This window comes from Draconibacterium mangrovi, assembly GCF_010586825.1.
Taxonomy (GTDB): Bacteria; Bacteroidota; Bacteroidia; order Bacteroidales; family Prolixibacteraceae; genus Draconibacterium; species Draconibacterium mangrovi.
This window is the reverse complement of the sequence record NZ_JAAAGB010000001.1, coordinates 303776-329094: the sequence shown is the minus strand read 5'-3', so window position 1 is coordinate 329094 and position 25319 is coordinate 303776. Positions and strand designations below refer to the sequence as shown.

10 protein-coding genes are annotated in these 25319 nt (G+C 36.1%); 9 read left to right on the top strand and 1 reads right to left on the bottom strand.

The genetic code is table 11. The features are described 5' to 3' along the window. Positions 1–366: 366 nt before the first annotated feature. Positions 367–1359: a glycoside hydrolase family 43 protein gene (locus tag G4420_RS01275; RefSeq protein WP_163321811.1), complete on the bottom strand. Its 993-nt coding sequence runs from the start codon at positions 1357–1359 to the stop codon at positions 367–369. Between the two features lie 399 nt (positions 1360–1758). Here G4420_RS01275 and G4420_RS01270 point away from each other — a divergent pair, with 399 nt between their 5' ends. The 9 genes from G4420_RS01270 to G4420_RS01230 all read left to right on the top strand — a co-directional run bounded on the left by G4420_RS01270 (position 1759) and on the right by G4420_RS01230 (position 25261). Continuing rightward, on the top strand, positions 1759–5856 hold the full coding sequence (locus G4420_RS01270) for a hybrid sensor histidine kinase/response regulator transcription factor (protein WP_163321810.1): 4098 nt from the start codon (positions 1759–1761) through the stop codon (positions 5854–5856). A 233-nt stretch (positions 5857–6089) separates the two neighbouring features. Continuing rightward, positions 6090–7709: a glycoside hydrolase gene (locus tag G4420_RS01265; protein WP_163321809.1), complete on the top strand. Its 1620-nt coding sequence runs from the start codon at positions 6090–6092 to the stop codon at positions 7707–7709. A 237-nt stretch (positions 7710–7946) separates the two neighbouring features. Continuing rightward, positions 7947–11864, top strand: a complete 3918-nt coding sequence (locus tag G4420_RS01260) for a hybrid sensor histidine kinase/response regulator transcription factor (RefSeq protein ID WP_163321808.1) — start codon at positions 7947–7949, stop codon at positions 11862–11864. A gap of 216 nt (positions 11865–12080) precedes the next feature. Beyond that, a complete protein-coding gene (locus G4420_RS23500; protein WP_163322834.1) occupies positions 12081–12260 on the top strand; it encodes an EamA family transporter in 180 nt (59 codons plus the stop codon). 412 nt (positions 12261–12672) lie between these two features. Beyond that, a complete protein-coding gene (locus G4420_RS01250) occupies positions 12673–16644 on the top strand; it encodes a hybrid sensor histidine kinase/response regulator transcription factor (RefSeq protein WP_163321807.1) in 3972 nt (1323 codons plus the stop codon). A 154-nt stretch (positions 16645–16798) separates the two neighbouring features. Next, positions 16799–20116 (top strand): SusC/RagA family TonB-linked outer membrane protein, encoded by a 3318-nt coding sequence (locus G4420_RS01245; RefSeq protein WP_163321806.1) that lies wholly within the window; start codon positions 16799–16801, stop codon positions 20114–20116. Positions 20117–20135: 19 nt separating this feature from the next. After that, positions 20136–21851, top strand: coding sequence for a RagB/SusD family nutrient uptake outer membrane protein (locus tag G4420_RS01240; protein WP_163321805.1), 1716 nt, complete (start codon positions 20136–20138; stop codon positions 21849–21851). A 19-nt stretch (positions 21852–21870) separates the two neighbouring features. Further along, positions 21871–23112 (top strand): glycan-binding surface protein, encoded by a 1242-nt coding sequence (locus tag G4420_RS01235; RefSeq protein WP_163321804.1) that lies wholly within the window; start codon positions 21871–21873, stop codon positions 23110–23112. Between the two features lie 25 nt (positions 23113–23137). Further along, positions 23138–25261, top strand: a complete 2124-nt coding sequence (locus tag G4420_RS01230) for a glycan-binding surface protein (protein ID WP_163321803.1) — start codon at positions 23138–23140, stop codon at positions 25259–25261. The last annotated feature ends 58 nt before the right edge of the window (positions 25262–25319 follow it).

Genomic DNA, 25319 nt, shown 5'->3' with positions numbered 1-25319 from the left:
TTAGAATGAAATAGGGAATCGTAAGATGAATTGAATTTTTGTAAAAAAGATTTAAAAAGTTAATGTTTGAACACTTGTAAGCGACCAATATAGAACAATTCAGTAATATTATAAGTATTGGTTTTTACTTCGAGATATTTCACAGTTGGGCGATAATCGTCCTTACCTGACTATTACAACCAATAGGTGGTATTTCTGTCCATCGTTTAGAATTCCCATGTTGAGCTGTTGTTCTTTTAATAAACTATTGCGTAAAAAGAAATAATAATTGCTTCTGCAAAATTTGCTTCCAAGAGCGAATAAATAATTTTCACATAAATTCTGTAGTTTTTTGTATAAAAACCATATTGTTCAAAAGAATGAAAATTAATCGCCTTTGTTTTGAATGAAATCTGGGAATCCATTTATTGTCCAACTTATCACTCTGGCTCTGGTTGCTCGATTCGGATCACCTAGTTCATGGCCTACAATATCTTTAAAGTCTCGCGAATGATAGATCATAATTACTTCGCTATCATTCTCAGTAGTTGTAAATGAATTATGTCCAGGACCGAACCGATCAACTTCCGCATTTGTAGAAAATACGGGTGCTGGAGATTTGTGCCAATTCAGTTTATCTAATAAGTTGGCATTATCATCTATCCATAGCATGCCCATACAATAATTGTGATTTGTTGCACTTGCAGAATAGGAGATAAAAATTCTTCCGTTTTTTTTCAATACTGCCGGTCCCTCATTTACTTTATACTTCATTTTTTCCCAACTATATTCTGGAATAGAGAGCATCAGTTCGGGACCGGTTAAAGTGAGGGGGTCTCTCATTTCGGATAATATAATTCCTGTACCATAACTTCTTACACTTTGAGCCCAAACCAAGTAACGAGTCCCCTTGTGTTCAAATGTTGTGGCATCCAAAGAAAAAGAATCATTTTTTGTTGCGATACGTCCTTCTTCCTTCCAATGTCCTTGTAATGGATCTTTGGATGAATTTGAGAGAACCCACATTCTAATGTTCCATTCATCTTCTGCTGTGGAAGCAGCAAAATAGATGTACCATTTGTTATTTATTCTGTGTAACTCCGGAGCCCAAATATGTGATGACATTTCGCCCTTTTCATGTTTGTGCCATACTTCCTTTTCGTTGGCGGTTTTGAGTCCATTTATTGTTGTCGACTTTCTGATAACAATGCGATCATACTCTGGTACAGTCGCAATTAAATAATAGGTGCCATCAATATCTTTATATATCCAAGGGTCTGCACGTTGTTCGGCAATTGGATTCTCAAATCGATTTTTTTGAGCAAAAATATGTGTTCCCAAAAAAATAAAAGCGAACAGTAGTAGTACCTTCTTCATCATTATATATCCTGTTTTTCAATTTTAATAATTTCTTAAATCCGGATGATGGCAAAGCTAAATTCTATAACACTTGAATGCTTATATTTGAGTACCAAAATAATTATGGCATGGTAACATCTTTGTCAGATTGTCTAGAGTTTAAGCGGCTTTTTGCCTATATCGTCTCCTTTTTTATTAAAGTAATTTTGTTTGAATATCGGGATGTTAAAAATTATGGCCAGTGTATATAGTTGATTCATTTTTTAGTTTTTAACACATACAAGTATTATTTAATATCTTTGCTAAGTCCAATTAATTCTTAATTCATCGCAGTAAAAATCAATAGTGATTTTTTAGAATAGTTGGATTTAAAATACCATTTCCATTAAATCGTTATACACAAACTGAATCTTTTCGTTAATGAAATATTTTGTTGTAATATTTTTTTTTACCTCATTCATACAAAAAACTGTGGCAGGCGATAAAACGATTGTAATCCGTGATCTAAATGCTGAATATGGTTTTACAAAGGGAAGGGTCAACTGCGTGACACAAGATTCTCAAGGTGTTATTTGGTTTGGTATGATTAACGGATTGTGTAAGTTCGATCAGAATTCATTCAAAAGGTTTACCCTCAAAAATAATTCAGGATTTCCTCAAGTCCCTGTAAATGCAATAATCGAAATTGCACCGGGAAACCTTATGGTTGGCACAAAAAACGGTTTATTCCTATTGAATACATATAAGGAAATATTTGATACCGTAAACTGCAACTCTGAGATTTCATTATCCAATATTCAGGTTCAAAGTCTTTACAAAGAAGACAGTATCAGTTTCTGGATTGGTTCAGATATGGGATTAATGAATATTAAACTTTCAGGTTATGATGAAGGGAAAATAAAATTCAAATTTGAAAAATGGTTTAATGTTTTAAACACAAACATTAAATCGAACAATATTCTTGAAATAATCGAAAATAGAAATCAGGATTTATGGTTTTTAACATTTTCAGAACTATGCTCTTACAGCCCCGTTAATGATTCAATTAAAAGATTCGAGTTGACTGGAGCTAATTCATCAATTTGGGCTGATAAAGAGAATATTCTTGTAAGTAAATTTGATGATGGACTGAAAATATTTGATACGCGAGATGAACAGTTTGGTAGTGATAGTTTTAGTTCAGGGCTTGTCGATTCGAAGTTAAAATATTTATTTAAAGACAGCAAGAATAGGTATTGGGTGAGTATATCCAACTTGGGCGTACTTTTAATGGATTCTTTAAACCAAAAAACGGAGGCAATACTGTTAAGTAATAAAGATGAGGCGTATAGAAGCCTGAATTCAAATGTTGTTTATAGAATTTATGAAGCAAAAGACGGAAGCATCTGGTTTTGTACCGAAAAAGGATTGGTACTGGTTAGTGTAAAAGAAAATTTATTCACAAACTATTCCATACCAGATGAACACAACTCGACTATCGGTATTCGATCAATCTATAAGGGCAAAGATGATAAAATTTGGCTGGGCACAGTTGGGCAAGGACTCTATTGTGCTAGAAAATTAAACGGAAGAGTTCATAAGGTTCCTTTAAGTTTAAATGGAAGGCCAATAGGCAGTGTTATTCAGGCAATAACCGAAGACTCCGATGGTAGTTTGTGGCTAGGAACCGAGGGAGACGGAATTATAAAATTGACATTTGGTGATTCTTCTTTAAATCCAATAAGTATTATAAACTACAGGTATCACCCAAATCCATTTCCAAAATACTCAATACTAAACGACTACATTATGTGTCTGTTGGAAGATAAAAACAGTAATATTTGGGTTGGCACCTGGTACGGATTGAGCTTATATAAACACTCGGAACCAAACACCAATAAGGAGAAACCTAAGGGATTTGAGAATTTCTTGAGCAACTCAGAAGATGAATTTGCATTGCAAAAGAATGTAATAATGAGTTTAGCTGAAGATTCTGAACGAAATGTTTGGGCTGGATCACAGGCAGGTATCAGTAAGATAACACCAACAGATTCCGGTTATATTTTCACATCTGACTTTTTCTCCACTAGCGGAAGAAGTATAGCAAATAAAAATATACTGGATGTTTTACTCGATGATAAAAACGGCATCTGGTTTTCTTCGCTTGATGGGGGTATTTGTTTGTTAGACCCGCAAACCGGTATTTATGAAGAATTTAACTCATCAAATGGTTTTCATGATTCGCGGGTCAATTCCATATCACAAGATTCGTCAGGAATACTGTGGTTAGGTACAACAGACGGGGTATGCAGATATAACCCGGTTTTAAAAACATTTAAAATGTATAACACCGAAGATGGAATTCTATCGAATGATTTCTTATTTAAAGCTAGTTGTTGGGTTGATAACAAACTAATATTGGGTAACACTCTGGGAATAAGTATTTTTGATCCAAATGAAATTGACCAGCCCGAATTTGATCACAATCTTGTATTTACAAATTTTAAACTGTTTAATAAAGAGGCAAATATCGGGGCTTCAAAATCACCGCTAATAACTCATATCAGTAAAACAAAAGAAGTCATACTAAGTCACGACGAAAATTACATTACAATAGAGTTTGCCGTGCTTAACTATATTCATGAAAGAGACATCCAATATACATGTATTTTAGAAGGACTTGAAAGCTCATGGAATGAACTACATCGCCAAAGAAAGAAAACATATACCAGTTTGCAGCCAGGTGATTACATTTTTAAAGTAAGGACAAAGGTTGATGGCAACAGCAGGGACCAGTCCGAAATCAATCTGATTATTACAATAAAACCGCCTTTGTGGAAAAGTAAAATAGCCTACGCAGTCTATATCGTCTTTACTCTAATAATTATTTCGTTGGGTTACCGTTTTTTTCTTCATCAGGAAAGGAAGAAATATGAATTAAATATGGAGAAAATGAATGCAAAACGTATTCATGAAATGGATATGTTAAAGCTGCAATTTTATACAAATATTAGTCATGAATTACGAACCCCGTTAACTTTAATATCTTCGCCATTGGACGCGTTAATGAATAAAAAGCTTGAGCAGACTAAAATTTCCTCCTACTACCGCTTAATTCATAAAAATGTGCAACGTCTTTTGTCGTTAATTGACCAATTGCTGGATATGAGAAAGCTGGAGGAAGGTCATCTGAAGTTAGAACTATCACAAGGCGACATCATTGAATTTTCTAAACGGCTTTTCGCAAATTTTGAAGCACACGCTGAAAAGCGGAATATTAAATATAGCTATGAAGTTCCTAAGCAACCGATCCTCAGTTATTTTGATGCCGACAAGCTTGAAAAGGTTATTTTAAATCTGTTATCAAATGCTTTTAAATACACCCCTGATTCTGGAGAGGTGAACGTACAGTTTAATTTGGAAGAACCTAAAGGTTTGCCTGAAACAAAAAAAAGGTATTATTCAATTAGCTTCACCGATACAGGTTATGGCATTCCAAAGAGTTCAATTAAGGATATATTTAAGCCGTATTATCAAGTTAAACAAAATCTCTCAGCTACTATTGCCGGAAGCGGTATAGGCTTATCATTAACCAAAGAATTAATAGAAATTCAAAGTGGAACTATTGCTGTGCAGAGTGAAGAAGGCAAGGGGACGTGTTTTACTATTACTTTGCCAATTATAACTGAAAAACCAGAAGGTAGTTTAACAAAAACACCTGAATTAGCAATCATTAAAACTATTGATAGAAATGTACAAACAGCCAAAATAGAAAAAACATCAACAAGTGTTTTATTGGTTGAAGATGATAATGACTTAAAAGAATTTATTTCTTCTGAGCTCTCAAATTACTACATTGTTCTAAATGCAAGTAATGGCAGAGAGGGCTTAAATACTGCCATTGAAAACATCCCGGATATTATTATAAGCGATGTAATGATGGAAGAACTTGATGGCATTGAAATGTGCAAACAGCTTAAAACAGATATTCGAACTAGTCATATTCCCGTCATATTGCTTACTGCGCGATATGCTGATGATATTAAACTGAAAAGTTATGAAATAGGGGCAGATGATTATATAACCAAGCCATTTAAAATATCCCTTTTACAGGCGAAGATTTCAAATTTAATTGATCAACGTAGAAAGTTGCGTAGATTGTTTGCTGAGAATAAGAATTTAGACTTTTCGGAAATCGCGACAAATAAAACAGATGAGATTTTTATTGAAAAGGTTAATGAGGCAATTAACAAGAATATGAATAATTTAAATTTCAATCCAAGTTTACTAGCTTCAGAAATGGCAATGAGTAAAATGCAATTATATAGGAAAGTAGCTGCACTAACCAACCAAACCGTTTATAATTATATCAGAACAATTAAGATGAATAAAGCGGCACAACTACTTGTATCCACTAATATGCAAGTCTCTGAAATTGCTTATAAAGTTGGTTTTTCCGAAGCTTCAAATTTTTCCAATGCTTTTTCGAAATATTATAAATGTACACCTACCCAATATATAAAGAAGAATAAGAAGTAAAGATTTGCTCGGTTTTTAGAATCGAAAATGGAATACTTGAGCACATGTTACGCAGGCAAAGCTCTTTGTTACTCTCTGATAATCTTCTCTAACTCTTTGCACTTACATTTGGACTTTAATACTAGGACTTATTTATTGAAGTTAATCATTAACGGTATTTTACTTTTTCGAGAAAGAAAAAACGTGTTTGGATAACCTCAATGTAAGTAAGAAAATTAAAGGTTATTTCTATAATGAGAATTAAATTGCTACAAATTAATATTTTCGCAATCTCACTTATTGTTTTTATATTATTATCCTGCGGAAAAGAGGAAGAGGAAATTGCTAAAAACCGATATGTCTCAGTAATCGACAATTCAATAGTTAATCTTAGTGAAGATGGGGGAGTTACTAAAATTAGGGTAACTTCCAGCAACACGCTTTGGAAAATTAAGGTAGGAGAACCAATTTCAGGTGTTAATTATATTCGCAGTGCATCACCTGATTACGGTGGCTCAACTACAAAGGAAAATGAAAGTACAGAAGTGAGAATTTACTACAATGCAAATAGCAATTATGATTTAAATAAACAGCCGGTTATCATCCAATCACTTGATGGAGAAATATCTGATACCGTAATTTTTACCCAAAAGGCTAAGGAGAAGCGAGTCGTATCCCTTAGAATTGATCCGTCCGAAACATTCCAAACAATTACCGGATTTGGCGGAGCCAATGCTATTTGGGGAAATGATTATTTAAACGAAAGTGAAATGGATTTAGCGCTTGATATCGAAGGAAATTCATTGGGTTTTTCGATATTTAGAATTCGCCTACCTTCTAACAAAAATGAATGGCCGGGACTGGTTAATACCATAAAATACGCAAACTCAAAAAACGTTATCGTTCTTGCCACTCCATGGTCGCCTCCTGCTCAATGGAAAAGTAATAATAGTATAGTCGGGGGAGGATATCTTCTTAAAGAACATTACGGTGATTTCATAACCTACATCAATGAATTTATTCAATATATGAAAAAGAATAATGCTGTCATTGATGTCGTTTCATTGCAGAACGAACCCGATTTGGAGGTTAGTTATGAAGGATGCGAATATACATCTGAAGAAATGTTGGATTTGGTAAAAAATTATGCCGGAGAAATAACAGGGGCTAAGGTACTTGCAGCTGAATGTTTCAATTTTAAACAAAATTATACCGATCAAATATTAAACGATCCTATAGCTGTCAATAATCTGAACATAATAGGTGGACATATTTACGGATGTGTAATTGCAAATTATCCTTTAGCTGAAGATAAAGATAAAGAAGTCTGGATGACCGAACATTTATTGAACCTAGACAGTGGGAATACTCCATTAAATTGGACGTCTACAACAAAAAAATCAATTATCTGGAATGAATCAATGGAAATGGTCGATGAAATTCAACAGGGATTAAAGTGTAACTGGAATGCCTATATTTGGTGGTACATCAGGCGTTATTATTCATTTTTAGGGGATGGAGAGCGAGGAACTGATCGGGGAACGGTTCTAAAAAGAGGTTATGCAATTTCTCATTTTTCAAAATATATTCGCCCCGGCTTCGTTCGCATTGAAACAAACCTAATTAACAGTTCTTCAAAATTTCAAGCGACAGCCTTTAAAGGTGCAACTCAATATGTTCTGGTTTTATCAAATTCGGAGGACTACGCAATATCTAATGTCAATATCAATTTTCCTTCCAATAGTGGGACTATAATCTCTTATACTTCAACAGTTGATGATAACAGACGATTTGAAGAACTAACTAAAGAAGAGGATTCTATAGTTATTGATGTTGAGTCGAAAAGTGTAAAAACAATAATAATAGAAAAATAACTCTAAAATTGAATTTCTGATTTAAATCATGAAGTAAAAAACTTGTCACTTGACCGATCCCGTCTGTTTATACTTGAATAACATCTTTTTAAATGTTCACTAAAAGTTTGATGCAACCTATTCGGCCTATGAGTGCTTCGTGTATTTGAATATAATTAAAATAAGTATTGTCCGATGATAATTTAGAGGATTCGAGCTGCATATTTACTATTTTTTCTATTATATAAATCACGGGGTATGAAATCAAGAATTCGGATACTTGTTGTTTGTTTTTTCACACTGTTGGCAATCGTTGTGTCTCAGGAAAGAACAACGGCAAACGTTCAATTTTATAATTTGAATGAGGAGTATGGTATTTCCATCCGTGAAACCAATAGCGTGTGCGGCGATGTGAATGGTTTTATCTGGATTTCTTCAAAAATGGGGATCGTAAGGTATTCTCAAAACGATATCAGGATTTATGAGATTCCCTACGAAACCAAGGATATTATAACGGTTAAGTTAGTTTATAAGTACGATGAATTATACGCCTACACCAATAACGGTCAGATTTTTAAATACGATTCTATTCAGGATAGGTTTTTACTATTAGTGAACATGTCTAATCGGTTGAATAATCCGTATCTGATAGTTAATGAGATTATTGTTGACATTCAGGATCGTATTTGGGCGGCCTCGTCATTTGGCTTGTTTTGTTACGACGTACAGAAAGGATTGAAGTCACTGGAACAAAATGAGGTCATTCAAGCTTTAGAGTGGTATGACGAAGATCGTTTTTTCTTTGTCGTTGATGATAAGATAAAACTTTTCAATGTCGTTAATTTTCAGTTAACTAGTTTTTATGATTTTCCTTTGGAGAAAAACTACTTTGTTTCGTGTTTAAGATACGACAGGCAACATAGAGATTTATGGATCGGTACCATGGCCGATGGTTTTTATTTGCTAAGTACCGATAATGATAATTTAAAACTGCATAAGTTTGACGAAGTGCCAAATCAGCCGATACTGGCAGTTGAGGCAATTTCAGATTCAACTCTTCTCATAGGCGTTGATGGACAGGGGCTCTGGGAAATAGATGTAAATGATCAAAGGGTCGTTTCCGTATGTAAGGAAGATTCAGATATCCCGAACTCATTAAAAGGTAACGGAGTTTACGATATTTATCGTGATCAAAATAGTCGCGTGTGGATATGTACATACAGTGGAGGAGTATCATTTTTTGATCAGGCAAATTCAATTGTAGCTAAAATCGATCACGTTCCTAACAGTCCAAATTCTCTTGTCAACGATGACGTTAATTGTATATTCGAAGACACAGACGGAAATTTATGGTTTGCTACAAATAACGGGATCAGTAGATGGGATGTAAGAACAAATCTGTGGAAATCATTTTATCATAATAAGAAAGAGCATGCCCAGGTTTTTCACGATCTCTGCGAAGATAATATTGGACAAATTTGGGCAGGTACCTACTCGTCCGGAGTTTATGTTCTGGATCTAAAATCAGGTAAGGAGTTGAAACATTACTCCTTCGAAGAATCAAACGGCAAGTTCAATAGTGATTTTGTTTTTGATATTTGCAAAGATCGACAGGGCAATATTTGGATTGGTGGGGTTCGGGGAGACTTGATTTCCTACTCCCCCCGAACAAACCAATTTCGGTCGTTCAGGGATTTTACTGTTAAAGTACTTCTCGAGTATAATGAGGATAAGTTATTGATTGGGACTACTTATGGGCTGTTGCTGTTTGATAAGAAAGAGGGTACGACAGAAACATTAGTAGATGGGTACTTGGTCTATGACTTGTATAAAAAGGATAATACGATCTGGGTGTGTACAAGTGGAGATGGTATAGTCAAATATGATGTAGAGACGAAAGAGACGGAGAATATTACGGCAGAGTCCGGGCTCCCCTCAAATTTTGTAAACAGTATTGATTATGCCGACGGATATTTTTGGATAGGAACGGAGCAGGGCTTATGTAGACTGAGAGAAGAAGACAATGAGGTGCTAACGTTTAGTTCTTTGATTGCGTTGAGTAATGTGTCTTTTAATCAGGGGGCCCACACTATTTTGTCAAATGGGAAATTAATCTGGGGTACAAACAGGGGGGCAGTTATGTTTGATCCTAAAACTATTGTACCTGTAAAGGATCATGGCAGAATATTCTTTCAAGATCTTACGATTTCTGGTCGATCGATACGGGAACTGTCCGAAATAGAGTTAACCAAACCATTGGATAGTCTACAGGATATATCGTTAAGATATTTTCAGAATACCATTAGTCTCGAGTTGATCCCGATTGGTGTGGTATCGCCTGGTTCGAAATTTTCGTGGAAGCTCGAAGGTTTGGATGAGCAATGGAGTAAACCAGGGAATAACAGGATATTGTCATATTCTAATATTCCAAGTGGAAACTACGTCTTACGAATTCGGATGTTTGACAGCTCAATGATTGATATCATGGCGGAACGTTCAATAAAGCTCAGTATAATTCCACCATTTTGGGAAACGTTGTTATTTCGGATATCTGTGTTTGTATTTGTACTAGGGCTGGGGGTATTTCTATTTGCTTTTTATGTTGACCGTCTGAAAAAACGACATTCGGATGAGAAGATTCGGTTCTTTGCTAACACTGCGCATGATATGCGGACGTCGTTGACACTTATCAAAGGACCTATCGAGGAGTTAAATAAAGAAGCAGGATTAACCGAAAAAGGTTCACAATACTTACACATGGCAACAGAGCAGACGCAGAGATTATCTAAGGTTGTCACTCAGCTTATGGATTTTCAAAAAGTTGACATTGGCAAAGAAAGACTCTCGTTGTCCTCAGTGGACATTGTTAAGTTAGTCCGAAATCGGGTTACGATGTTTGAGTCGTACGCAAAAACTAAAAATATCGACTTGAAATTTAAATCTGAGTTGCCTGAATTCTATACGGCCATAGACGAAGTCATGATCGAAAAAGTAATTGACAACTTAATTTCAAATGCTATAAAGTATTCTTTTTCGGATGTCCCTTTAAATGTGATTTTTAACATATCAGGAGGTAAATGGATTTTGGAAGTTCAGGATAACGGAATCGGAATTAGTAAGAAGGCACAGCGGCAATTATTCAACGAATTTTACCGGGGGGATAACGCTATCAACTCAAAAATAGTCGGATCGGGAATTGGACTTCTGCTGGTGAAGAACTACGTCAGCTTGCATGAAGGAAAGGTGAGCTGTTATAGCCAACAAAACGTGGGATCCAGTTTCTTTGTTTCTATACCCGTTAAAACGGTGCCAGATGGATGTGTGAGCGAAAATAAAATAGAGCATGAAATGTTGGCAGGCGTTCGGTCCGGGCAAGATCAGAGAAAAACAAAGCTGTTAAGCGAAGTGAAATCGTCTGCCCAAAATAATATGAAGATATTGATTGTCGAGGACCACGATTCGTTACGTGAGTTTTTGAGATCTACATTGGAGGAAGAATTTATCGTTGATACAGCAATTGACGGAGAGCAAGCATGGGAAATCATTCAGAAAAACGAACCGGACTTAGTTGTATCTGATATTATGATGCCTCGAATGGATGGCTACGAATTATGTGAGAAGTTAAAGTCAACCTATGAGACCTCTCATATTCCTATTGTATTGCTGACAGCGCTATCAAATAAATCTCAACAATTGAAAGGTTTGGGGCTTGGTGCTGACGAGTATTTAACAAAACCGTTTGACGTTTCTTTACTTCAACAGCGAATAAAATCAATCATTCAGAACCGTGAACTGGTCAGAGAAAAGGCATTAAAAATAATAAAGCATGGCGAGGATGATGAGGCAATCCTTGAAAATGAATTGAATGATAAATTCTTGAAGAGAATGGGAGAGGTTGTAAGGGAGAATATGGCTAACTCTGAGTTTTCGCGGGATGATTTTGCAGCTTTGATGAATGTAAGTCCTTCGTTATTATACAAAAAGATAAAGTCTTTGACGAATCAGTCTCCCACCGATTTTATAAAGACTATTCGTTTGGATCATTCTTTAGATCTGATTCAATCTCGAAAATATACGGTCACAGAAGTCAGCGAACTATGTGGTTTCTCTAGCGTCAGCTACTTTAGTACGGTATTCCGCAAATACTATGGTAAGTCTCCAACTCAACAAGGGTAATACCGGCTATCTGTATGATCAACCTTAAGCGAATTAATTCGCAAGAACGTATGGAGCTTGTCATTTAACGTGAATAAGTGTTCATCCACTTATTCTAGCATTTTATTCTTTACAGCCCCAAAAACTGCTTAATGAACATAACTCTGCAATTATATTAATAGGTTGGGGGATTCTTAGAGCCGGGATTATCTTCAGTTTCGTTAAAGCAATTGGGATATAGGAGGACGTTGGGATACAGAAACATTTGCATCCATCTTATTTGTCATATTTTTAGGTTCTGTAGTCGCTTTCAACTCCTATTTATCTGCAACTAAAATATTAGGGGCACAAAAAACAAGTTTATTAACTTCTACAGAACCTTTAGTCGCATGTTTATTATCAGTGTTTTGGCTATAAACGCCCTTTCCTATAATTGATTGGTTTGCATGTTTGTGTATTGTGACTACTATTTTTTTGCTCAGCATAAAAACAAATACTTAGACTCTCGAATGAATTCTAATATTTATTCTTAACATTCAAAATTTCAACAGATTTGTATTCTTGTGAATCTTTTGTAAGATGAAAGTTTGTCATGACTATTATTTGGAGGTAGACTCATTTTGATGGAACAATTTGGCTATTTTAAGGATAGATGGATTTGTATTCTTGATGGTCCTTTATGTCACATCATACATTCGGGAACAAGTCAGATACAAATGGGAATCCCTCTTTGTCAAAAGTTACGGACTTTTACACTGTTATAAAATTCAATTTTTTTGATTAAATGTATTGCGCTACATTTAAATGGAAATTGAAAATAATTTTAACTGTGAGAAGGGTATTATTTTTCATACTGTGTTGTCTTTTGTGTCTTGGAAATGTTCAGGCAGCCAACTTTAATTTCAATTCATTAAGTGTTAAAGATGGATTGCCAGATAACTATATTCATGATATAGTGCAGGACAGCTATGGATTTATGTGGATTGTCACGGTAAATAAACTTAGTCGTTTTGATGGATATAATTTTAAAAATTATCCGTTGATTCCGGAAGGTCCCGACGTGTATTCAATTAATGAGGATGCAAATAAAAATATCTGGATACAGGCGGGAAATAAATATTACCGGTACAATCGGGAAAAAGATATACTTGAGGAGGATATTACTCCTGTACTTCAATCTTTATCCATTCCTTCGAATAATATAAATCTTCTTGTTATAGACCATGATGGAAACCTTTGGTGCCAAACGGAAGATACATTAGTATTTTGTGATTTAAATAATAATTGGCAGGCTTGTATTATTTTACCTTATGGGAATAAACTAGAATGGATTGAGTGCAGGGAAGGTCATGCTTTCTTTCTTTTTGAAGATGGCATGATTGGAGAATTGAACCATGAATACAATAAAATAGTAGAGCGTTCAAGATTATCGTTGTCGGTTTACCCTCATCATAGGATGTATCTGGACCATTCCCTTAATTTGTGGTTTTATACATCGCATTCTCCTGAAGATATTTTACAGCATTATAATCCTGAAACAAAAGAGCTAAAAGCCTTTCGTAATAAGGATAATAAAGATTTCAGTTTTATAACATCCATAATGGATGATGGTCATGGTAATATTTGGATTGGTACGGATAGTGATGGAATAACGGTTTACAATTTGCATGAAAAATCATATAGAAATATCAAGTATGATCAAGAAAATTCGTTCTCTATACCTTCCAATCATATAAAGTGTTTTTATTATGACAGTCAAAATATTATGTGGGTTGGGACCAGTAAAAGAGGAATTGGTTATACAGCCATTGACCAGTCTTTCTTTGAAAGATGTAATGTAAGTAATGAAGATGATATTAGTTGTATCCTTGAAGATCATAAGGGTAATTTGTGGTTTGGCTTTGATGGGGAAGGAATTTCAAAAATTGATGTCATCACTGGTAAATCTACTATTTTCAACCTCGAACAAGGAACTCTACCTGAAGATTTAGTTGTTTGTTCATTCATTGATTCTAAAGGGCGTATTTGGGTTGGAACGTATGGTGGAGGAGTTTGTTATTATGAAAATGAAAAGTTTAATGTTGTAGCTTATAAGACTGAAGCGGGAGAGGAGAATCCTCTTCGGTATATTAGAGCAATTGAAGAGGATGCTGAAGGGAATATTTGGATAGGTACAGTTGCGAAAGGATTGTTTTGTTATTCAAACAATGGTAGTTTCTCTAAATATAGTATTCAAAATAGTGATTTACAGTCGAATGGAATTACGGATCTTTACTGCCGACAAGGAAATAAACTCTACATTGGAACTACTGCCGGGGCATGTATTTGGGATGTAGCTTCTGATAATTTTGTACGTGTACTAAACGTCGATCATGATGGATTAGGGCAGGATTCTTATGTAAATTGCATATTCAAAGACAGTCGAAATCTACTCTGGATTGGGGGGAAAAATGGGATTTCTGTTCTAGATGATAATCAGAACTTTATTACACACTTAAAAGTAGAGAATGGCCTCACAAATAATTTCGTTAGGGCAATTTCGGAGGATTTGGATAAAAATTTATGGTTAACCTCTGATTACGGTGTCACAAATATAGTCGTTGATTATGACTTGAATTCAAAGACATATCATTTTAGATGTTATCGTTATTATGATGAAGACGGTCTTGGTGATGTAACCTTTAATAACCATTCTATTTTATGTAATAAGGATGGAGAAATCTTAATGGGTGGAATAGGAGGCTATATTCGTGTATTGCCGGAATCGATACCAGATTTTAACTATAACCAGCAGATCGAATTCACGGCATTGTATATTGGTAGTGATCGAATTGAAGTAGGAGAATCATGGAAAAATAAGCAAGTTATATTGAAGGAAAATATTCAATTGCTAAATGAAATTTCTCTGGATTACAAGTATAATAACTTTGCGATCGATGTGTCATCATTCGATTTTCGATCGTTGAATAAAACCATCTTCGCTTATCGTTTGAATGACGATTCGGAATGGATACAATTTAGAGGTAATACAATATATTTTAATGAGCTTTCTCCTGGGATATATAACCTAAAAGTTAAGACCGTTACTTCCGATGAAAATAAGAACAGCGCATATTCTTCTTTATTAATAAATATGAGGCCACCATTTTGGCTTTCTCCAATAGCTTATTTCTTATATTTTATAATGATCATTCTTACTGCTATTGCACTGGTCATATATTTTCGCCGGAAAAACATGCTGAAGATTAAAATGCATAAATTGGAAATGGAAATTGCCAACCAGAAAGAGATGGAAGAGGAGAAGATGCGTTTTTTTACTAATGTCAGTCATGATTTAAGGACGCCTTTATCGCTTATAATTACTCCATTAGAAAGATTGATTTCATCCGCCAATTTTGAGAAGAACATTATAGAAGAGTTGGAGCTAATATATAGAAATGCTCAACTTTTGATGCGCGAAGTTAACCAACTTCTTGATTTACGTAAATTGGATAGTGGAAGAAGTAAACTAAAGTTATCTCATGGTAACTTAAATGATTTTATAAATCAAGTTTGCAATACTTTTAGGCCTTATTCAATAAAAAGAGGAATTTCATTTATCGTTCAGTTAAAGTCATCTTCTATCGAAATCGACTTTGATAGAAGCAAGTTACAACGTGTTCTAACAAATTTGTTGTCGAATGCTTTTAAGTTCAACGTCGAAGGAGGTAGTGTTACTGTTATTCTTGATACGATAACAGAGGCAGGTAAACAATATGCTGTTATAGAAGTTGTCGACACCGGTATTGGAATAAAAGAAGAAAATTTAAGCAGGGTATTTGACCGGTTTTATCAGGAAACACACCAGTCAACTTATATAGGCACAGGAATTGGACTACATATCGCCAAAGAGTATGTTTTATTGCATGGGGGAGAGCTTGAGGTTAAACAGAATGAACCTCAGGGGGCTATCTTTACAGTTAGACTTCCAATCCTAAAGAATCTGGAAAGTATAATCGAATCAGAGGAGAAGATTGGATCCACTGTAGAAGAAACGAAAGGTGAAATACAAGAAGATCCAATATTGATTGTAGAAGATAATGATGACTTCCGACATTTTATTCGCAATTGTCTAAAAGATAATTATCCGGTTATTGAAGCACGCGATGGGGCAAAGGCACTGGAGATAATGGATAAACGGTCAGTTAAAATGGTCGTCAGTGACATTATGATGCCTGTGATGGATGGTCTTGAACTTTGTAATAGAATTAAAGGAGATATTCGCTTTTCGCATATCCCTGTTATGCTACTAACCGCACGAACAGCCGAGGAACATATATTAGAAGGTTTAAAGGAAGGAGCAGATGAATACATTATTAAGCCATTTAATGTTGAGATTTTGCTGTTGAGGATTGAAAAACTTTTAGAGTGGAGGAGAAATAGTCATCATAAATTTCAGACAGTTGACATTGAGCCTGGGGATATCACAATAAGTTCTTTGGATGAGAAACTGATTAAGCAAGCTATTCATTTGGTGGAAGAAAATATGGATAATCAGGATTTTTCAGTTGAAGAATTAAGTGCTGAAATTGGAATGTCGAGGGGGCATTTATATAAAAAACTTATGACTATTACTGGTAAATCACCCTTGGAGTTTATTCGTATTATTCGTATAAAAAGAGGCAAACAACTAGTAGAAGAAAGCCAATTGAGTATTTCCGAAATAGCCTATTCTATTGGATTTTCTCCAAAACAATTTTCTAAACATTTTAAAGATCTCTACGGCAAGTTGCCATCAGCATGGCAAAAGCATAATCCATAACAACATTTATAAACAAAATAAATCATTAAAACTTATGAAGAAAACCTAAAAAATTGAGAAAACAGGGAAATGCGCCAACATTCCCCTGAAGAGTTTAACATTTACCCTGACTACTACATACAGGGCAAACACTAACTTATAACAGTATAAAAGTATGAAAAAAAAGAAAAGGTCCTTACCTGGATCTAATTATCGTAATTTATCAAATTACTTAACTATTATTTTTATAACAGTACTGCTCGTTTCTCGAACAAGTGCTGTTATCGGGGCTAAAACCACCAATTCAACCACAAGAACTTCCAGTACCTTTCAACAGGAACATGTTGTAAAAGGAAAGGTAAGTGACCAGACAGGAGCACCGCTACCTGGTGTTACTATAATTATTAAAGGAACAAATCAGGGAACAGTTTCCGATTCTAACGGAGAATTTGGTTTGGATGATGTATCTCCAGATGCTACCCTTCAATTTTCATTTATCGGGATGAAGTTGCAGGAACATAAGGTTGGAGATAAGACTTTCTTTGAAGTTATAATGGAAGCAGATGCCATCGGTCTGGAAGAGGTTGTTGCTGTGGGGTATGGAACCATGAAAAAAGGAGATCTTTCCGGAGCGTCTGTATCAATGGGAGAGCAAGATATAAAGGCTTCGGTTATAACAAATCTTGATCAGGCTTTGCAAGGACGAGCTTCCGGTGTAACATCAATGGCAACTTCAGGTGCTCCGGGCTCATCGGTTTCTATACGTGTTCGAGGACAATCCACAATCAATAGTAATGCAGAACCGCTTTATGTTGTTGATGGGGTTATTTTGCAAGGTGGAGGAACAAGTGGTTCTGATTGGGGACTCGGAGATAAATTGGGTAATGGAAGTGTGTCATCCATTTCTCCGTTATCAACAATAAACCCATCTGATATTTTGTCTGTAGAGATCTTAAAAGATGCATCGGCAACTGCAATTTATGGAGCTCAAGGATCCAATGGCGTTATCCTTATAACCACCAAGAGGGGTAAAACCGGGGAAGCAAAATTTACTTATGAAGGAATGATTGGTGTTCAGGACCAAAGAACTCGTCTTGAGATGATGAATCTTCGTGAATTTGCTGAATATAGTAATTCAGTTGCAATGGAAAACAATGCCTTGGAAAGTCGTAATGAGTTTCTTGATCCTTCATTATTAGGGGCAGGAACCAATTGGCAGGACGCTATCTTTCAAGAGGCTTTTATGCAGCAGCATCAGGTATCAGCCAGTGGAGGTACTGATGCTATAAGATATTACGTTTCGGGTTCGTACATGAACCAGGAAGGTACAATTATTGGTTCAAATTTCGAACGCTATTCGGTACGTACAAACCTTGATGCTCAGTTAAAACCATGGTTGAAACTTGGTTTGACAATAAACTATGCGAATACTAATGAAGATTTAGGCCTAGCCGAAGGAACAGAAGGAGTTGTCAATTATTCGCTGCTTACCCCACCTGATATTCCTATTTATGATATTGAAGGTAACTATGCAAGTGTAATACGTGAAGGTTATACCAGGGTGAATCCTATTGCAAATACATTAGATAAGGATCTAACTCTTCAACGCGAGAAACTAAATGGTAACATTTTTATGGATATTTCACCTTTAAAAAATCTTACCTGGCATACCGAATTGGGATATGACATTAATAGCTCAAAAGGTGAATATTTTTTGCCCGTTGTTACCTATGGAAACTGGACCAGAAGTATTAATGAAAACTCTATACGAAGGAATAACGGTACATTTTACCAACTTAAGAATTATCTAACTTATGATAATAAAGTTGGTATGCATAACTATACCCTGATGGCTGGACAAGATGCCTGGTTGTCAAGTTGGGAGTATATGAGTATTTATGCTACCGGTCTTCCAGATAATGAAATACATAATCCTGCACTTGGTAATGATCCAGTTATCGGGCATGCATTCAATAAAACCTCTATGTCTTCCTTCTTCGGAAGAGGTACCTATAATTATAACGATAAATATTATGGGACATATACATACAGAAGAGACGGTTCTTCCAATTTTGGCCCTAAAAACAGATGGGCAAGTTTTCATGCTTTTGCAGTTTCCTGGAGATTTACTAATGAAAAGTTTCTGGAATGGATGAAACCGGTGATTACCAATGGAAAAATCCGATTTGGTTGGGGGCAAACAGGTAATTCGAATATTGGTGGATACCTTTGGGGAGCTTCAATAAGCCGAATGCCGACCAGTCTTGGGATGGGCTATCGACAATCTAATATCGCTAATCCATATATTCAATGGGAAACACAAGAACAATTAAACCTTGGATTGGATCTTGGCTTAATAAATGATCGGATTAATTTGACAGTTGATGTTTATGATAAAACCTCGGCAGATATGCTAATGGATCTACAGTTGCCATCATACATGGGAACACGCGGTAATGAATCTTCAGCCTTGGCACCACCTAAAGGAAATTATGGAGAAATAAATAATAAAGGAATAGAAATTAGCATGTTTAGCCGAAATCTAACCGGAGAATTTCAATGGGATACAAAATTTCAGATTTCAGCAAACCGAAATAAACTTGTTGCCCTTGATGGCACCGACAATGCTCATATTGAGGGGTATGGACAATGGTCGGATGTGGTAACGGTAACAAACGTGGGCGAGTCGCTTTACAACTTTTATGGTTATAAAGTTGCAGGAGTTTATACGGATTTGGAAGATATTGAGAACTCGCCTAAAACAGATAAATACCCATCGGATGGTGTATTTAACAGGTATAATACAGTTTGGGTTGGCGATTTGAAATTTGAAGATATTAGTGGGCCTGATGGTGTGAAAGATGGTATTATTGATGCCTATGACCGAACAAATATTGGTTCTCCAATGCCAAAGTTTACCTACGGATTAGAGAATACTTTTCGTTATAAAAATTTTGATCTGACTGTTTTTGTTAATGGTACATACGGGAACAAAATCTTGAACTACACGGCGATTAACCTCTCGAATATGAAATCAATCTGGGATAACCAACTGGATAAGGTAACCCAACGTGCTATTCTCGAACCTATTAATGGTGATAAAGTATATGATCAATCTAATGGTATTTCAAGCTGGTATGACGACATTACTAATGTTCAGGTAACAAATCCAGACACAAAAGTACCTAGAGCAATTGCTAATGACCCGAATGATAACGACAGAATTAGTGATCGGTATATTGAAGATGGATCGTATTTACGTATCAAAAATATTACACTCGGATATACGGTTCCTGCTGCAATTACGAACAGGTATCATTTAGAGAACCTTCGTATCTATATGAATATCCAGAATCTATACACCTTTACAAAATATACCGGTTATGATCCAGAGATCGGTGTAAGTACGGTTAATCAGAATGTCTATGGTTTGGACAATGGTAAATATCCAATTCCTCGCATTGTGTCATTGGGATTGAACGTATCATTCTAATTTTCAAAATGAATAAAATATGAAACGAATAAATATTTTAAGCAAAATATTATCGATGGCTTTGGTTGTTTTAGGATTGTTATCATGCGAAGAATTTCTCGACCGGCCAACTATCGATAACTACAATGTAGATAATTTTTATCAAACAGATGAACAGTGCTTTCAGGCCGTTAACCCGATTTATAATTCACCCTGGTATGATTTTCAACGTGGGTTTTTCAAGATTGGGGAAGTACTGTCTGGTAATTTTTATTGGGGAGCATCTCCATACATGACATTTACCATTAATTCTACCGATCAGGATCTGGTCAATATGTCTGCGTCATTGTGGGCAGTAAATGCATATTGTAATGGTACATTGGAAAATATAGATTTGAAAGCAGGTCCCGAAGTCAGTGAACAAACAAAGCTTACTGTAAAAGGTGAAGCATTGGTTTGGAAAGCGATGGCTTATTTTTACTTGGTCAGAATATTTGGGGAAGTACCTATCGTTCATAGCAATTCGGCCGAAATCTCAGAGGGTGATTATAATAGCAAATACAAAGCCACTATTCCAAATATTTACGACTATATAATCATGACATTGGAACAGGCAATTGAATGGCTTCCTGAAAAAAATGAGACAGGACGAATTGACCGATATAGTGCCTATGGATTATTGTCTAAAGTATATCTTACAAAATCGGGTTATGGTATAGATGGATCACGAAATGCTGATGATCTTCAAAAAGCAGCCCAATACGCCTTGAAAGTTATTGATAATAGTGGGCGCGAACTATTGCCGGTTTATTCCGATGTTTTTCGTCTCGAAAATAACGATAGTCAGGAAAGTCTGTTAGCATGGAAATGGAAAGCAAGTCGCGATCCATGGACTCAAAATAATAGTTTACAATCTGATTTGGCACTTCCTAAATTTTCAGAGTTTGCTGATACGTGGGGAGGATACAATGGCCCGTCGGTTGACCTTCAGGATGCATTCAATGAGAGTGCATTAAGTTTAAACAGAGAAAATACCGATAGACGTAGAAAAGCTACTATGATGATGTATAGTGATAATTACGACTATTTCTGGGCCGATAAAGGTGGTTTCGATTGGGCCGATTTTTGTTTGAATGAACTAAATGAAATACAATCGCCTACCGGAGCAAACTGCGTTAAACATTTGGTTGGAAACAATAACGATCATGTTCTTGGAATTGGATATGGAATGCAGGGAATGGCAACAAGTTTAAGTACACATTTATTACGGTTATCTGATGTGTATTTGATTTACGCCGAGGCCGTTCTTGGCAACGATGCTTCAAGTTCTGACGCCAAAGCTCTGGAAGTATTCAATAAAGTTCGTGCTCGTGCTTACGGTATGGATTATTCTGAGTTTGTTGGAACAAGCTTAGCGGCAACTTCATTAAGTTTTGATAAAATTTGGAAAGAAAGAAGATTAGAGCTGGCTTGCGAAGGTGACCGTTGGTACGATTATGTAAGGCTTCATTATTACCAACCACAAGAGGCAATTGCCGAATTAAAAGCGCAAAGAAGAAGTTCATATACAGGTTTGTTCTCCTTTTATGAAAGTGGCACCCTGGATACTGATGTTACTTATTACGATAAGAATCCAGTAATTCCGAATATTACTGATGATAGTTTTACGCTCCCGTTCCCTGATACGGATTTAACGATGAATAAGCATCTTATGGAACCTGCTGTAGAACACGACATTAGTGAGTATTCTTATTAAAAAAGCAAAGTTGAAGATTATGAAAAACGAATATATAAAAAGGATAAGCCAATCAATAGTTTTCTTATTGATAGGTAGCGTACTGCTATTATTGTCATCCTGCGAGAATGATAGCTATGAATTTGAATTGACCGATGGAAATCCTGAGGTGTTTTATGTGAGATTAACAGATCCGGAGTCTGCAGATTCTTTACTTGTGGCAGCCTATATGGATGATGTTATTTGTTTGGTAGGTAGTAATTTGCGTAGTATCCGAGAGTTGTATTTCAATGACCAAAAAGCTGTTTTAAATACAAGTTTTATTACCGATAACACCCTAATTGTTAATGTTCCAAAAACAATTCCTGACGAGGTAAGCAATAAAATTTATATGGTGTCCTCTGAAGATACAGTTTCATATGAGTTTAGCGTACTGGTTCCAAATCCGGTTGTAAATAGTATGTCGTGTGAATATGCGCATGTTGGTAACGAGGTAAGTATTTATGGCGATTATTTTATTGATGATCCAAATGTGCCTTTAACCATAAATATGGCAGGAAATGTTCCGGTTACGCAAATTACGAGTATTGAGAAAACAAAAGTATCGTTTATAATTCCAGAAGGTGCACAAAAAGGCTACATCAATGTTGCCTCAATTTATGGAACAGGGCGCTCAAAATTTCAGTACCTGGATGATCGGGGAATGATTCTTGACTGGGACAATCTGAATGCTTCAGGAGGATGGCGTTCTGGTGTAATTCGTAACGACAATCCGGTGGAAGGCATTTCCGGTGACTATGTATATTTTAATGGAGAGATGCAGGGAGAGGTAGGAGCTACCTGGAATGAGGACGGTTTTTCTTTCAATCTGTGGGGTGTTTCCAACGGACGTCCGGAAGGAGACCTTTTCAATACTCCCGTTGAGGAAGCTGTAATGAAATTCGAGATTAATGTACCTCAGGCTTGGTCTGCCGGAGCCATGCAAATGATTTTTACACCTTGGGGATTGAGTGGAACAAACGCATATATTTATGATGATTCAATGCCGAGAGGTGTGTGGGAACCATGGGCAGTTACTGGTTCGTACACAACGGAAGGATGGGTTACAGTCTCAATTCCTCTTTCTGATTTTAAATATACACGATTTGGATATCCGCTTGAGCTTGCATCTGAAGGAAATTATGGAGGGTTAACGTTTTTTGTTCATGCCGGTATTAATCCTGGAACCACCTGTAATCCTGAAATATGTATAGATAACATTCGCGTCGTACCTGCCGAATAAATGTACAATCTAAATGAAAATAGAAATGAAAAATAAACATTATATATTAACGCTAATATTAATTCTTTCGACGCTTTCTTCAGGCATGTTTTTTACAGCTTGCGAGAAAGATGATGAGATGCTGGATACAGACCAGCTGGGAAGTAAGGAAGTTACTCTTAAGTCTTTTGGACCATCTCCTGCTATGAGAGGAGGAGAGCTTCGGTTTATTGGAACAAACCTCGATCAGGTTACAAGCATTGATATACCTGGAGCAACTGGCTTAACCGAGATAACAGTTGTTACTCAATACGAGATAAGGATAACAATCCCGCAATCTGCAGAGCCGGGAATAGTAAAGTTAAATATTCCTGAAGGAAGTATTTCTTCGCAGTCGGTACTTAGTTATTCTGAACCAATATCCATAGATCGATTTGAACCAGCGCAAGTTAAAGCCGGTCAAAAATTAACTATTTCGGGAGAATACCTGAATAATGTTGAAGAAGTGATTTTGGCGGATGGGATTCATGTTCTCAAAAAGGATTTTTTAAAACAAACCAGAGAGGCGATAGAATTAACCATTCCGGAAGAAGCACAAACCGGTAAAATAATTGTTTCAGACGGAGCAGACCTATTGTCAGGAGGTGAAGAAATTCCGACCTGGATTTATTCCAGTTCAGATTTAACCGTTGTTCTACCCTCTATTTCAACAATTTCACCTAATCCTGTAAAAGCAGGTAGTTTAGTAGCCATAACTGGTTCTGATCTTGATTTGGTGAAAAGTGTTGTTTTTAAAGGAGACTTTAAGGTTGATTCTTTTCAAACTCAAACTGCAACCAAAATTGAAATAAATGTTCCAGAACGTACTGAGGACGGTTCACTAATCATCATTCCTGCTTCCGGGGTCGAAGTGAAGTCAGAGTCTGAACTAATAATGGTGGTTCCTGAGCTTAATGTTTCTCCAACCACGATAAAGAATGGTGGGTCAATCATTGTAAAAGGTACCGATCTTGATTTGATTGAAAGAGTAATTTTTGAAGGAGGTATAGAGGGTACAATTTCAGATCAAACTGGCACAGAAATGACAGTTGTCGTTCCAGATGAAGCAATAAGTGGTGTGGTACGTTTTTTAACAAAAGCCTCGAAAGAAGTTAATGGGCCTGAGTTAACACTGATTGATCCCGGATTTTCATCATTCGCTCCTCAGGAAGCAAAAGCAAATAACAGCATAATCATTAAAGGAACTGATCTGGATTTGGTTGTGGATGTAGTTTTCAGTGGGGGCCTTTCAGGTACTATTGAAAATCAATCGGAAACTCAACTGCAGGTTCGTATTCCTGTGGGAGCTTCCAGTGGAATAATAGAGCTTGTTGCTAAAAATGGTGTAAGAATATCTTCTCCTTCCGAAATTACTATTACTGCCAACTTACCTGAAATTACAGGATTTGCAGAAAATAAAGGAACTCCTGGAGAAATACTAACGATACAGGGAACTAATTTGTTATTAATAAAAGAACTTATTTTCCCGGGTAACATTAAGGCCACTGCTTATGGTATAAAAACCGATGAAACAGTGCAGGTATATGTACCTCAGGATGCCACAACAGGTTATGGAAATATTACTCTAATTACATATGAAGGAGAGCAAGGTCTGTCTCCAGAGATATTTATTGGTGGAACAGATCCGATTACTGACGCAACTATTATGGTAATGGATTTTGAGCAACATGGCGATCACAATGGATCGTGGGATAACAGTTGGAGCGGAAGCTCAGAAATTCTTACTGAAAATGGAAACACCTTTATTCGTTACACATCGTCATTTGATGGATGGGCATTGAATTGTAATCATCAGTCAAGTGGGGCTCCGGCTCCCGTAATTCAGAATATAGAAAATTACATCTTGAAATTCGATATTCGTATTGAAGAAGGGGTAACTGGTGCCGAGAATGCCCAACTTCAGTTTGTCTTTGCAGATCAATGGAGTTATTGGTATGGACCTAATTTGTTCCCATCTGAAACAGGTGGAGACTGGATTACGGTTTCTGTACCTGTGAGTACCTGGGGACTAACAGGTACTTTCGACTTGTCATCAGGAACGAATGGATTGTATGGAGGGATCATACCTGCAGGTATAAGTATTGATAATCTACGTTTTGACCCGATTTAATTAATAGTCTAGTTAGTTTTTATATGGATAGTCTTCTCTGTTTGCTAACGGAGGGACT

What these genes read in the sequence shown, in the direction of transcription:
- G4420_RS01245 (WP_163321806.1), top strand. Translation starts at nt 16,799, where the DNA reads ATGAAAAAAAAGAAAAGGTCCTTACCTGGATCTAATTATCGTAATTTA.
- G4420_RS01270 (WP_163321810.1), top strand. Translation starts at nt 1,759, where the DNA reads ATGAAATATTTTGTTGTAATATTTTTTTTTACCTCATTCATACAAAAA.
- G4420_RS01235 (WP_163321804.1), top strand. Translation starts at nt 21,871, where the DNA reads ATGAAAAACGAATATATAAAAAGGATAAGCCAATCAATAGTTTTCTTA.
- G4420_RS01265 (WP_163321809.1), top strand. Translation starts at nt 6,090, where the DNA reads ATGAGAATTAAATTGCTACAAATTAATATTTTCGCAATCTCACTTATT.
- G4420_RS01260 (WP_163321808.1), top strand. Translation starts at nt 7,947, where the DNA reads ATGAAATCAAGAATTCGGATACTTGTTGTTTGTTTTTTCACACTGTTG.
- G4420_RS01240 (WP_163321805.1), top strand. Translation starts at nt 20,136, where the DNA reads ATGAAACGAATAAATATTTTAAGCAAAATATTATCGATGGCTTTGGTT.
- G4420_RS01230 (WP_163321803.1), top strand. Translation starts at nt 23,138, where the DNA reads ATGAAAAATAAACATTATATATTAACGCTAATATTAATTCTTTCGACG.
- G4420_RS01275 (WP_163321811.1), bottom strand. Translation starts at nt 1,359, where the DNA reads ATGATGAAGAAGGTACTACTACTGTTCGCTTTTATTTTTTTGGGAACA.